Origin of the sequence: Microvirgula aerodenitrificans DSM 15089 (assembly GCF_000620105.1) — a bacterium.
In the GTDB taxonomy this organism is placed as follows: domain Bacteria; phylum Pseudomonadota; class Gammaproteobacteria; order Burkholderiales; family Aquaspirillaceae; genus Microvirgula; species Microvirgula aerodenitrificans.
Map to the genome: position 1 here is coordinate 4650 of NZ_KK211073.1, position 12391 is coordinate 17040.

Annotated in this window: 10 protein-coding genes; all 10 read right to left on the bottom strand. The window is 65.7% G+C overall.

The features are described from left to right. Positions 1 to 590 (bottom strand): hypothetical protein (locus Q352_RS23985; RefSeq protein WP_211249661.1); only part of this gene is annotated, 590 nt, incomplete at its 3' end. 202 nt (positions 591 to 792) lie between these two features. Further along, positions 793 to 4551 carry a pectate lyase-fold domain-containing protein gene (locus Q352_RS0118955; RefSeq protein WP_373280129.1) on the bottom strand — a complete coding sequence of 1253 codons (3759 nt, stop codon included), beginning with the start codon at positions 4549 to 4551 and terminating at the stop codon, positions 793 to 795. A 681-nt stretch (positions 4552 to 5232) separates the two neighbouring features. Continuing rightward, on the bottom strand, positions 5233 to 6483 hold the full coding sequence (murA, locus tag Q352_RS0118960; protein WP_028500663.1) for a UDP-N-acetylglucosamine 1-carboxyvinyltransferase: 1251 nt from the start codon (positions 6481 to 6483) through the stop codon (positions 5233 to 5235). Beyond that, complete coding sequence (locus Q352_RS0118965) at positions 6483 to 6719, bottom strand: BolA family protein (RefSeq protein WP_028500664.1); 237 nt, start codon at positions 6717 to 6719, stop codon at positions 6483 to 6485. The genes murA and Q352_RS0118965 overlap by 1 nt, the downstream gene beginning before the upstream one ends. 5 nt (positions 6720 to 6724) lie before the next feature. Beyond that, positions 6725 to 7480 carry an ABC transporter permease gene (locus tag Q352_RS0118970; RefSeq protein WP_028500665.1) on the bottom strand — a complete coding sequence of 252 codons (756 nt, stop codon included), beginning with the start codon at positions 7478 to 7480 and terminating at the stop codon, positions 6725 to 6727. 3 nt (positions 7481 to 7483) lie between these two features. Then, positions 7484 to 8392 (bottom strand): ABC transporter ATP-binding protein, encoded by a 909-nt coding sequence (locus tag Q352_RS0118975; protein WP_028500666.1) that lies wholly within the window; start codon positions 8390 to 8392, stop codon positions 7484 to 7486. A gap of 89 nt (positions 8393 to 8481) precedes the next feature. Then, positions 8482 to 9558 (bottom strand): 23S rRNA (cytidine(2498)-2'-O)-methyltransferase RlmM, encoded by a 1077-nt coding sequence (gene rlmM / locus Q352_RS0118980; RefSeq protein WP_028500667.1) that lies wholly within the window; start codon positions 9556 to 9558, stop codon positions 8482 to 8484. Positions 9559 to 9638: 80 nt separating this feature from the next. Continuing rightward, positions 9639 to 10175, bottom strand: a complete 537-nt coding sequence (locus Q352_RS0118985) for a type II secretion system protein (RefSeq protein WP_028500668.1) — start codon at positions 10173 to 10175, stop codon at positions 9639 to 9641. Between the two features lie 110 nt (positions 10176 to 10285). Further along, on the bottom strand, positions 10286 to 11170 hold the full coding sequence (gene sucD, locus Q352_RS0118990) for a succinate--CoA ligase subunit alpha (RefSeq protein WP_028500669.1): 885 nt from the start codon (positions 11168 to 11170) through the stop codon (positions 10286 to 10288). A 27-nt stretch (positions 11171 to 11197) separates the two neighbouring features. Then, the gene (gene sucC, locus Q352_RS0118995) at positions 11198 to 12367 is read right to left on the bottom strand and encodes an ADP-forming succinate--CoA ligase subunit beta (protein WP_028500670.1); all 1170 of its coding nucleotides are present in this window, start codon (positions 12365 to 12367) and stop codon (positions 11198 to 11200) included. Between the last annotated feature and the right edge of the window lie 24 nt (positions 12368 to 12391).

Sequence of the window (12391 nt, forward strand, 5' to 3'; positions counted from 1 at the left end):
TTGGGGGGCGGCTGCACGTCGTTGGGGGGCGGCTGCACGTCGTTGGGGGGAGACGATATATCCGGAGATGGGGACGAAGGAACCACCCGGGCAACCGGCTCGGGAGGCTTGCCTGCAGCGGGGCCGGTGGTGGCTGCCCGCCCCCGGTCGGGAGAACCCGATGCGCCACTGCTGGCCAGCGCCAGCGCGGTCAGGGCAATGGAGCCGCCCACTCCGGCCAGCACCAGCCCCTTCCCGGCGAACCAGCCCGACTTCTCCCCGGCCACGCCCCCTTCCTGTCCCCATGCGCTGTGCGCCGGCCACGCGGCCAGCGACATGTACCGGCACGGGATAGCGGCCGGGCTTGCCGCAAGGCATCGCGCCTCCTCATCGACGTCCTCCGACCGTGCCATCCCCCTCCAGGTCGTGGAGGTAGTGGCCGGTTCCCGCCCTTCGGCCGCCGGAACCACACCGGCCATCATCACGGCAGCCATCACGCTACCGGCTCCCAGGAAAGTGTTCAGTCCTCGCAGAAACGAGAGCGGTCTGGTGGCCCCCTGCCAGCGGGAGAGAAGGCCGGTATCGTTCGGATAAGCATAGGTTGAATTCATGCGGGAGCCCCATCAGTCCGGAATAAACACAAGCCCCCATTTCAATCCAGTCCCCCAGCCGGTTCCATAAGAAAGCGCCGAAACTAACAGGCAGTTATTCCATGAATGACCCTATAAATATCCCCGCCAAAAGCAGGAATAATCCATTGGGCGCCATGGAAATGGCCGGCTGTTTCTCCCTTTTCCGAATCTGCCTCGCCGGTCAGAACGCATACTGGTAATCGATACTCACCCCCCTGTCGCGAGCGGCCCCCTCACGGCCGATGTAGGCATTGAGGCTGAAGCGCCCCGCCTGCCCCTGGTAACGAAGGCCCAGCTGCCCGTCATGGGCTGCGCTGCCGTCATCGTTCGTGGACGGCAAGGCAAAGCGGGCATCGGGGGCGCCGTTCAGCCGTGCCATCCGCTCCCCGCGCTGCCGATACAGGAGCGGGCGGACATTCAGGGCGGCATCGACGCGCCACCCGCGGCCGGTGCCGGGATGAACGCCGTCGTAGCCAATCCGCAATCCCAGTACGCCATCCAGCGCCGTCTGGCGTTGCGACGACAGGCTCAAGCCGTAGTCGCCCGCACCGCGTTCTTCCAGTGCCGCGTCGCGCTGGTGACGCCAGCGCATGCCGAACGAGGGCTCCAGCGTCAGCCCGTCCGCCACCGGCAGCGACTGCACCAGAAGCGTCTGCCCGCTGAACTGGTCGCGCCGATGGCTGGCACTGGCCTGCTCGTCGACGCTGCCGTAGCGCAGCGTTCGCTGGGTATTCAGTTGGTGCTGAAGGTAGCGGACACGGCTTTCCATTCTGACTCCGCGTCCCAGCACGCGGGCATGGTCCAGCTCAAATACCTGGCTGATGCCGTCGGGGCCGTTGCGGCCGGCTCCCGCCTGCGGTTTGAGACTGGCGATGCCATAGCGCACATCGATCCGGTCATCCGGTCCCAGCCCGATGCGCTGGCCGACCACGGCCATGTCATGTGATACCTCTCCCAGGCGCGAGCCGGGCTCGCCGCGCCCGAGCAGGGAGAAGCTGAAGCCGGCGGCATCCGGCCGGGCGGCATCGGCCATCCGGTCGAAGCGCGGTTCCAGCCTCTGCAGCGGACGCAGCGCCCGGTCGAGACCGGCGCCGGACAGCTGGCGCACGGCATCCGTGATTTCCGCCGCGCTGCCCAGTTCCAGGCTGCGATACAGGGCGCGTCCGTCGTAGCCGCGTTCCAGCGCGGCGGCCACCGGCCGCAATGCGCTGTCGCTGACCAGCTCGCGGTAGTCGTTCTTGCTCAGGGTGACGCCGACATCACCGTCGCCATCGCGATGCGCCTGTGCCTGCCATACGGCAGTCCGCGAAGCAATGCCGTCAATGCCGTCGATCCGCTCCCCCCGCAGCACCTTGTCGAACGTGGCTTCGCGCGCCGCCGTGCCGGCGGTGAAGCCGGTATCGATCATCACGCCCCGCGCATCGAGGTGTGAGCCGGACAGGGTACCGGCGCTGCCGTCCGGCAAGGTGCCGACCACATAGCCGTTCAGCGGGGCCGCCGCGCGACGCGGCCGGTCCTCGTCCAGCGCCTGCTGGAGGCGGGCCGGATTGACCCGCTCACGATCGACCGCCGTGCCGCCGGCATCCCGGGCGGCGGTGCCGGCGTCGCGAAACACGCCGCAACTGCCATCGCCACAGTCCAGGCGCACGGTACCGCGATTGATCAGGTGACCGTCATCCCCTTCGATACGGAAGGCATACGATTCCCTGGCCCGGATGTCGATCACGCCACCGACATCGTTGACGATCGTGCCGGTCGCATTCCGGCCCAGTGCCATGGCCACCATGCCGGTATCGCGCGTCCCCCGCTCCCCGAGGCGCAATGTGCCGCGGTTCACCATGAACGAGTCGCTGTCGCTGTACATTGCCACGGCATTGTCGCCGCTCACGGCAATCACGCCATCACGGTCGTTGAGCAGATCGTGACCGGTATGCGACGTGCCGACCTGCAGCGCCCGGGCCGCCCCGTTCCCGGCCGCGAAACCGATGCCGCCGCGGTTGACGAATACATTGCGCCCGGCCGCCATGGCCGACCGGGTCTTCATCACGCCATACCCACCATCCGCACTCAGGGTGCCGGTATTGATCCGCAGTCCGTCAGGCGTGCCGCCCTCGTCGAGGATTGCCCGCCCGGACGGGTCCGGCGCGGCCTGCGTCGCCACGATCGTGCCGTGATTGGCAAACGAGCCGCCCTGCCGGTAGTGGAATGTACCCTCCCTGTGCAGTCGCACGTCGCCACCGCTCTGGTTGCTGAACTGGCCGCGGATCCGGGCGGGGGCGTCAAGCACGATGTGACCGCCGGACTGGTTGTCCGCCGTGCCGGTCACATCCAGTGCAACGCGCTCAAGCGCACCGCGGTTGCTGAATGTCGCCTTGCTGGCGACCAGCAAGCTACCGTTCTGCAGGGTATCGGCATGAGTGAGCTGGCGCTGGTAATCGACCAGCAGTTGCTGGCCGCGCAGGTCGCACGGGGGAGAGGACAGCGGCATCCGGCCGCCTGCGGGCTGTCGACCGGCGGCCTCTGCCGCGATCTGCTCACGCCATTGCGCATCGCCGGGCGGCGACGTCAGGGCAGCCAGCGTCGCCGACATCGCTTCGCCGATCCGGTGCTGGAACGCGAAACCGGCATCGGCGGCGCTACCGCTGGCGTCACGCGCACGGCTGTAATTGTCAGCAAAAATGCCACAACTGCCGTCGCCACAGTCCAGCCTGACCTCGCCCCGGTTGATCAGCATGCCGGCACTGCCATCGACCCGGAATGCGTACGATGCCTTCGCCCGGATCGAGATCACCCCGCCCGTATCGTTGACAATGGCACCGCTGGCGGCATTGCCCAGCACCATGGCCACCATGCCGCGTCCGCTGTCGCCCTTGTCGCCCAGATTGATGGTGCCGCGATTCACTATCTGCGAATCACTGTCGCTCTGCATGGCAACGGCATTATCACCCCGTACGGTGATGACGCCTCCCGTATCGTTAAGCAGGTCGTGACCGCGATGATGCGCTTTCACGTGCAGGGCCCGGGTCGCGCCTGCTTCTGCGCTGAAATCGATGTCGCCGCGATTGACGAACACATTGCGCCCTTCCTGCTGCATGCGGCTGCCGGTCGCCATCACGCCATACCCGCCACTCGCCCGCATCGATCCGGTGTTGAGCGTCAATCCGGCGCCGTGGGACCAGCCGTCAACGAAAATCGCCCGGCTCCGGCCATCCGCGGTCGCCCCGCTCGCCTGAATGTCGCCCTGGTTGATGAACGAACCGGCGCGGCTGGAATGCACTTCGCCGGCGCCGCTCAGACGCATGAGGGCGTCTGGCCGGTTCAGCAGCACGCCACTGCCGGAAAGCGCACGGGACAGGGTCAGCGTGCCTTCGTTGACAATGCGGGAGCCGCCACGAAACTGGCTGCTGCCCGACGACGCCAGTGTCATGTCCGCTCCGGCGGCGTTGTACAGCTTGCCGCCATCGACCGCCAGCACCACATCGTCGATGATGCCGGTGTTGGTGAAAACGGTGTTCTCCGCCAGCGACAGCGCCCCCGCTCTCAAGACGGAGGTGTTGTTCTGAATGCCACTGCCGAGCAGAAGCCGCTGGCCGTGCAGGTCCAGTCCGGACTGGGGGCCGGTGCGCGCAGCGACGTCTGCCGGTGGAATGGAAGACCGAAGCGGCGACGCGACCGGCTGCGGCAGCAAGTCACGGGACGGCGGGGACGATGCATCGGACTGCGGCACCGCGCGCAGTGATGATGCAACCAGCGGCCGTGGCGAATCCACGGTCGGCTGTGACGACGCAGGAAGGGACACGTTTGCCCCTCCAGCCGGAGACGGGGATGACACTGGCGATGGCGAGGCCGGCGGCGGCGTGGCAGATGCGGGCATGGATGGGGGCACGGCAGTCGCGGCAGGCGCCGCCGGAGAGCTGCCGCCCTCACCGTTTCGCGTCATCACCAGCGCGGACAGTGCCGCCACGCCGGCAATGGCAGGCGGCGCCAGGTCCGTCAGCGGCAACGGTCCGGCCCCGGTCTCATCCACGGTTTCCGGTCCGCGGCCACAGCGGCCCGACAGATCATCCTCGTCCGGACACGGGTCTTCCGGCAAGGTCCAGACTTCATCCAGCAGCCCTTCGCTCTGATGGCTGCGGCCGCGCCGGCCGGAAGAGGAGACTTCCTCGGCGTTCTCCCTGGCTTCCACCATCGAAGGGCCGAAGGAGAAGGCTGCCACGACCACCAGTCCGCTCGCGCGGTAAAAAGTCGTCAGCAGTTGCCGCAGCCAGCGGCTCAGACTCAGCCGGCAAGCGCGCATGCGCATGAAAGATTGCTGCCGCCCGAGAGCTTGCAGGCGATAGTACACAGGACGCATCGTGTCGTTTCCAGAATGAAGAACCTCTCAACTGGATCGGCCCTCCCCCCGCAAACTTTACGCACTCAACCCATTGAAATTACTGCAAATAACCAAGAAAAAACTTAAACAACAATAAGAAATTACTTACACCAGAAATAGCCGTGTGCGGGACAGGCTGTGCCGACTTGTTGCCGGGCCCGGGAATCGCCGGACCGGATGGGGCCGACATGAAAAACCCCGGAGCGGCGATGCCGGTCCGGGGTTTCCTGCTTTCGTGCAGCACGATCAGCTGATGCGCTCGATCTTCGCGCCAACGGCACCCAGCTTCTTTTCGATATTCTCGTAGCCGCGGTCGAGGTGGTAGATGCGGTCGACCAGGGTTTCACCATCGGCTACCAGGCCGGCGATCACCAGGCTGGCCGAAGCACGCAGGTCGGTCGCCATCACCGTGGTGCCGGACAGCCGTTCGACGCCGGTCACGGTGGCGGTATTGCCGTCCACTTCGATGCGTGCGCCCATGCGCGCCAGTTCGGACACGTGCATGAAACGGTTCTCGAAGATGGTCTCGGTAATGGTCGACACGCCGTCGGCGATGCTGTTCAGCGCCATGAACTGCGCCTGCATGTCGGTCGGGAAGGCCGGATGCGGCAATGTGCACAGGCTGACTGCCTTCGGCCGCTGCTTCATGTCCAGCGAGATCCAGTCGTCGCCGGCCTCGATCACGGCGCCGCACTCGACCAGCTTGTCCAGTACGGCTTCCAGATCCACGGCGCGGGCGTTGCGCAGCAGGATCTTGCCCCGGGTCATGGCGCCGGCGACGAGGAAGGTGCCGGCTTCGATCCGGTCCGGCATCACGGCGTGATGCGCACCGTGCAGGCGTTCGACGCCGTCGATGGTCAGGGTGTCGGTGCCGAGACCGCGGATGCGCGCGCCCATCTTGTTCAGGCAGACCGCGAGGTCGGTGATTTCCGGTTCGCGGGCGGCGTTTTCGAGGATGGTGGTGCCTTCGGCCAGCGTCGCCGCCATCAGCAGGTTCTCGGTGCCGGTCACGGTGACCATGTCCATGGTGATGCGGGCCCCCTTGAGCCGGCCGCGTGCCTTCACGTAGCCGTGCTCGATCACGATCTCGGCGCCCATCGCCTCCAGGCCCTTGATGTGCTGGTCGACCGGGCGCGAGCCGATCGCGCAGCCGCCGGGCAGGCTGACGCTGGCTTCGCCAAAGCGGGCCAGGGTCGGGCCGAGCACCAGGATCGAGGCGCGCATGGTCTTGACCAGTTCGTACGGCGCGACCAGGTTGTCGATGTGGCTGGCCGTGATCTCGAGCTCGCAGACGTTGTCGGTCATGACCCGCGCGCCCATGCCCTGCAGCAGTTTCTGCGTGGTCAGCACGTCGCGCAGTTGCGGCACGTTGCTCAGGTACAGGGTGTCAGCGGTCAGCAGCGATGCGCACAGGATCGGCAGCGCCGCATTCTTGGCGCCGGAAACAGTGATTTCGCCGTTCAGCGGACCGTTGCCGGTCAGTTTCAGTTTGTCCATCAGCGGGCGGCCCACTCTTCAGGGGAAAAGGTTTTCATCGACAGGGCGTGGATTTCTTCGCGCATGCGGTCGCCAAGCACCTTGTAGACCAGCTGGTGCTGGGCCACGCGGGATTTGCCGGAGAAACCCGGGCTGACGATCACGGCGTCGAAGTGGTGGCCATCGCCCTGCACTTCCAGCACGGTACAGTCGAGGCCGGCCTCAATGTATTGCTTGATCTGATCAGGTGTCACCATGGTTGTTAGCGCCTCAATTTGTAACCGGATTGCAATAGTCTGAGCGTAATGGCCGACACCAGCACGAAGGCGGTCGCCACCACGGCGAAACTCAACGACGGATCGACGTCGCCATGGCCGAAGAAGCCGAAGCGGAAGCCGTCGATCATGTAAAAAACCGGATTCAGGTGCGACACCGCGTACCAGAACGGCGGCAGGCTGTGCACGGAGTAGAACACGCCGGACAGGAAGGTCAGCGGCATGATGATGAAGTTCTGGAACGAGGCCAGCTGGTCGAATTTGTCGGCCCAGACCCCGGCGATGATGCCCAGTGCACCGAGGATGCCGCAGCCGAGCACGGCAAAGGCCAGCAGCCACAGCGGATGCGCAATCGGCGGGAAGCCGGCCCACAGTGTCACCAGCCACACGCCGGCGCCGACCAGCAGGCCGCGCACGACCGAGGCCAGCAGGTAGGCGGAGAAGATTTCCATATGCGACAGCGGCGGCAGCAGGATGAAGACCAGATTGCCGGTGATTTTGCTCTGGATCAGGCTGGACGAGCTATTGGAAAAAGCGTTTTGCAGCATCGACATCATCATCAGCCCGGGAATAAGGAACATCACGTAGCTGACGCCCGGATAGACGTCGACCCGCCCGGACAGCGCGTGCGAGAACACCAGCAGATACAGCAGCGCGGTCAGTACCGGCGCGGCGACGGTCTGGAAGGCCACCTTCCAGAAACGAAGGATTTCCTTCTTGAACAGGGTGACGAAGCCGTACATGTGTCACACCCCCTGAGCGTGCATCATCTTGACGAAAATATCCTCGAGATCGGTTTCCCGCGAGAACAGCCCCTGTACCTTTATGCCTTCGATGCGCAGCGCGGCCAGCACCTGCTCCAGCGACGCGTAGTCGGGCAGCCGCAGCGTGACGTCGTCGTTTTCGCGCGTCACCACCAGCGGGCGCAGCATGTCGGGCAGGCGTTCCGGCGCCGGCAGCAGCCGCAGTGTGACCCGCCGTTCGTCCTCGCGCGCCAGCAGCCGGTCCTTGTCCTCAAGTGCGATGATCCGGCCGGCTTTCAGCATGGCGATGCGACCGCACAGCTCCTGGGCTTCTTCCAGGTAATGGGTGGTCAGCACGATGGTGTGGCCGGCACTGTTCAGCGACTGGACGAAGGCCCACAGGCTCTGGCGCAATTCAACGTCGACACCTGCAGTCGGCTCGTCCAGCACGATGACCGGCGGCCGGTGCACCAGCGCCTGCGCGACCATGACCCGCCGCTTCATCCCGCCGGACAGTGCGCGCATGTTGGCGTCGGCCTTGTCGGTCAGGCCAAGCTTGTCGAGAATTTCGTCGATCCATGCGTCGTTGTGCTTCAGACCGAAATAACCGGACTGGAACACCAGGGTTTCACGCACGTTGAAGAACGGGTCGAACACCAGTTCCTGCGGCACCACGCCCAGCGCGCGCCGCGCCTTGCGGTAGTCGCGGACCACATCGTGGCCCATGACGCTGATCGTGCCGCGCGTCGGGCGGGCAATGCCCGACAGACAGGAGATCAGCGTGGTCTTGCCGGCCCCGTTGGGACCGAGCAGGGCGAAGAATTCCCCTTCGCCGATCGTCAGGCTGACGTCGTCGAGTGCGGTGAATTTGCCGTAGGTCTTGCTGACGGACTGGATTTCGATGGCCGGCATGGCGGATTGCAAGGGCGGAAAAAGGCGTGAGTATATCGCAAGTTATCCCCGGCGCCCGTGCATCCACCACCGGCCGCCCCTGCCGTCGGTCAGCCGCGCTTGCCGCGCGTTTTCCCGCCGACCCGCGCCAGGTAGACCGTGACTTCCTCGCGATCGTGGTACAGCTGCTTGACCGCGACGGTATGGCGGATTTCCGCCGCGTCGAGCGCGTCGCCAATCCGGTCGAGCGCGTCGCGCAGCGCCAGTGCCCGCTTCTTCATCGGCAGCTTCAGGTTGAAGATTGCCTGCCGGGTCAGGCCGCCGACGAACCAGGCAGCAATCAGGTCCGACACCCGGGCCGGCTGTTCGACCATGTCGCAGACCAGCCAGTCGACCGGATGCTGCGGCCGGTAGCGGAAGCCGTCCGCACGCAGGTGCTTGACCAGCGGGTGTCCATCGCAGGCGCCCTTCATCGGCCCATTGTCGATCGCATAGGTCTTGATCCCGCGCCGGATCAATTGCCAGGTCCAGCCGCCGGGCGCCGCGCCGAGATCGACGGCGGTCATGCCCTCCTTCAGCCGGTCGCGCTGGCCGTCGCGGCCAAGGAATACCTCGAACGCTTCCGCCAGCTTCAGTGTCGAGCGGCTCGGCGCCTCGGCCGGCATCCGCAGCCGCAGGATGCCCATCGGCCACGGCGCCGCCTCGTCCCCCTGGCTGACGCCGAGAATCGCCCGCCCCTTGTGCGGGAAGTACACATGCAGGCGCCGGCGCGAACCGGTATCGAGCAGGCCGGCGGCGGTCAGGCCTTCTTCCAGCAGCGGCTGGAATTTGCGGGTAAAGCCGGACAGCGACTTGCCGTCATTGGTATCCGGTACCTCGAGCCATACCGAGCCGAACGGCGTGCCGCGGCTGCGCAGCGCAGCCAGCAGCGGCGTCAGCCGGTCACGCTCGCCCAGTTCGACATCGGCCACCACCCGGCACAGCTGACGGGTAAAGGCCAGCGTGCTCCAGTTCAGCGCCGGCTGGCTGTCGGCCGCGTCGACCAGCAGGAAACCGCCCTGTTCGACCAGTTCGGCCAGCCGGGTCTCGACGCCGCGCTCGAGCAGCCACGGCTCGACTTCCTGCCAGGCGTCGCGCTCGAAGCCGGCGCGGGTTTGCAACAGATAACGGACTGCGGGTGCGGACATGACGGCGACCTCGGAAAGAAGGCCGGTGTTTTAACGGTCCGGCGCGCGGATGTCAAAGCCCTTTGCTGTCGCCGGCACGATCACGGCATGACGCGGGCGGTCACCGTGCCCTGTCTGGCCAGTGCCCAGCAGTCATCTGCCACCCTCCAGCCGGTGGCGCCGTCACCCCGATGCTGCACCAGCCCGGTCGTCGACCCGCCATCATCCATCAGCCGGTCCAGCTGGCAGGCGAAGCGCCGGTCGACCGCCAGATCCAGCCACAGCTCGCCATCGGCCGGGCGCAGCACCCACTGCCCGCCCGGTGCCGCATTGCGCTCGGACAGGTTGAGGATGCCGCTGCTGGCCAGGGCAGTCCACGCCCGTCTGGCCTCATCCGCATCGAGCAGCCCGTTGCCGCCCTGGCACTTCATGCTCTCATCGCAGCCATCGCCGGGCAGGCGGTCGTACTTCTCCCGATAGACCTGCAGCGCCGTGCCGATGCGCAGCACCTGCGCCTGCATGCTGCGCACGCGGGTGCTGTCGATCAGGTCGCGGCCCTTGAAGCCCATGCCGATAATCAGCCCGACCACGGCCAGCGCAATGGCCAGTTCGATCAGGGTGAACCCCTGCTGCTTCATCGCCGTTCTCCCTCCCATTGACCACCGGGTCACGCTACACGCCAACGGGACGAAAACAAAAAACGCCACGCGGAAGCGTGGCGTTTTTACCAACGGGAATCAGGAGCTGCTTACAGCATGCCCTTTTCCTTCAGCAGCGCGACCATGGTCGAGCCAAGTTCTGCCGGGCTGCGGGTGTAGCGGATGCCGGCCTTCTCGAACGCGGCGAACTTTTCTTCCGCCGTGCCCTTGCCACCGGAGATGATCGCACCGGCGTGGCCCATGCGCTTGCCCTTCGGCGCCGTCACGCCGGCGATGTAACCGACGATCGGCTTGGTCACGTTGGACTTCGCGTATTCGGCAGCTTCTTCTTCGGCGGTGCCGCCGATTTCGCCGATCATGATGATCGCTTCGGTCTGCGGGTCGTTCTGGAACAGTTCCAGCGCGTCGATGTGGCTGGTACCCGGGATCGGGTCGCCACCGATGCCGATGCAGGTCGACTGGCCGAGGCCGGTGACGGTGGTCTGCGCCACGGCTTCATAGGTCAGCGTGCCCGAACGCGACACGATGCCGATCTTGCCCGGCAGGTGAATGTGTCCCGGCATGATGCCGATCTTGCATTCGCCCGGGGTGATGATGCCGGGGCAGTTCGGGCCGATCAGTCGTGCGCCGCTGGCTTCGACGTAGCGCTTGACCTTCAGCATGTCCAGTGTCGGCACGCCTTCGGTGATGGTGACGATCAGCTTCACGCCGGCATCGACGGCTTCGATGATCGAATCCAGCACGAACGGCGCCGGCACGTAGATGACCGAGGCGTCAGCCTGGGTCTCGCGCACGGCGTCCTTCATGGTATTGAACACCGGCAGGCCGAGGTGCTGGCTGCCGCCCTTGCCCGGGGTCACGCCGCCGACGACCTTGGTGCCGTAGGCCAGCGCCTGCTCGGAGTGGAAAGTGCCGTTCTTGCCGGTAAAGCCCTGCACCAGCACTTTGGTGTCTTTGTTGACCAATACACTCATGGTTGACTCCTGATTTTCTGTGCTGGGTTACGCGGCCTGGACGGCGGCGACGATCTTCTGCGCGGCGTCGGCGAGGCCCTGGGCCGAGGTCAGCTTCAGGCCGGACTCGTTCAGCAGCCTGGCACCCAGTTCGGCGTTGTTGCCTTCGAGGCGAACCACGACCGGCACCGTCACGTTGACTTCCTTGACCGCGGCGATGATGGCTTCGGCGATCATGTCGCAACGCACGATGCCGCCGAAGATGTTGATCAGCACGCCCTGCACCGACGGGTCGGCCAGGATCAGCTTGAACGCTTCGATCACGCGGTCCTTGGTGGCGCCGCCGCCGACGTCGAGGAAGTTGGCCGGCTGGCCGCCGTACAGCTTGATGATGTCCATGGTGGCCATCGCCAGGCCGGCGCCGTTCACCATGCAGCCGATGTTGCCTTCCAGCGCGACGTAGTTCAGGTCGAACTCGGACGCCTTCAGTTCACGCTCGTTTTCCTGCGACTTGTCGCGCAGTGCGGCGACTTCCGGCAGGCGGTACAGCGCGTTGGAGTCGATGCCGACCTTGGCGTCGACGCAGCACAGGCTGCCGTCGCCGCGGATCGCCAGCGGGTTGATCTCGAACAGCGCGAAGTCGTTTTCGACGAAGGCGTTGTACGCGCCGGTCATCAGTCTGGCGAATTCGTTGATCTGCTTGCCTTCGAGGCCAAGGGCGAACGCCACTTCACGTGCCTGGAACGGCAGCAGGCCAACCAGCGGGTCGACCGTGACCTTGAGGATTTTTTCCGGGGTGTTGTGGGCGACTTCTTCGATTTCGACGCCACCTTCGGTCGAGGCCATGAAGGTCACGCGACGGCTCGAACGGTCGACCACGGCGCCCAAGTACAGCTCGCGCTGGACCGGGTACATGTCTTCGCACACCAGCACCGAGTTGACCGGCTGGCCATTGGCGTCGGTCTGGTAGGTGACCAGGTTGGTGCCGATCAGGCCGCGGGCGATATCGGCCGCTTCCTCGCGGCTCTTCACCACCTTGACGCCACCGGCCTTGCCGCGACCGCCGGCATGCACTTGCGCCTTGATGACGGCGAATTTGCCTCCGAGCTGATCAAAGGCGACAGCGGCTTCTTCCGGCGTTGCGGCGAGCACGCCCTGTTGCACCGGCAGGCCGTACTTGGCCAGCAGCGCTTTTGCTTGGTATTCGTGCAGGTTCATTCGTGTTTCCCTTGCAGGTAGGAA

Bases quoted from the DNA above. Each gene is read 5' to 3' on its own strand.
- Q352_RS0118955 (WP_373280129.1), bottom strand. From the start codon at position 4,551: ATGACGCGAAACGGTGAGGGCGGCAGCTCTCCGGCGGCGCCTGCCGCG.
- murA (WP_028500663.1), bottom strand. From the start codon at position 6,483: ATGGACAAACTGAAACTGACCGGCAACGGTCCGCTGAACGGCGAAATC.
- Q352_RS0118965 (WP_028500664.1), bottom strand. From the start codon at position 6,719: ATGGTGACACCTGATCAGATCAAGCAATACATTGAGGCCGGCCTCGAC.
- Q352_RS0118970 (WP_028500665.1), bottom strand. From the start codon at position 7,480: ATGTACGGCTTCGTCACCCTGTTCAAGAAGGAAATCCTTCGTTTCTGG.
- Q352_RS0118975 (WP_028500666.1), bottom strand. From the start codon at position 8,392: ATGCCGGCCATCGAAATCCAGTCCGTCAGCAAGACCTACGGCAAATTC.
- rlmM (WP_028500667.1), bottom strand. From the start codon at position 9,558: ATGTCCGCACCCGCAGTCCGTTATCTGTTGCAAACCCGCGCCGGCTTC.
- Q352_RS0118985 (WP_028500668.1), bottom strand. From the start codon at position 10,175: ATGAAGCAGCAGGGGTTCACCCTGATCGAACTGGCCATTGCGCTGGCC.
- sucD (WP_028500669.1), bottom strand. From the start codon at position 11,170: ATGAGTGTATTGGTCAACAAAGACACCAAAGTGCTGGTGCAGGGCTTT.
- sucC (WP_028500670.1), bottom strand. From the start codon at position 12,367: ATGAACCTGCACGAATACCAAGCAAAAGCGCTGCTGGCCAAGTACGGC.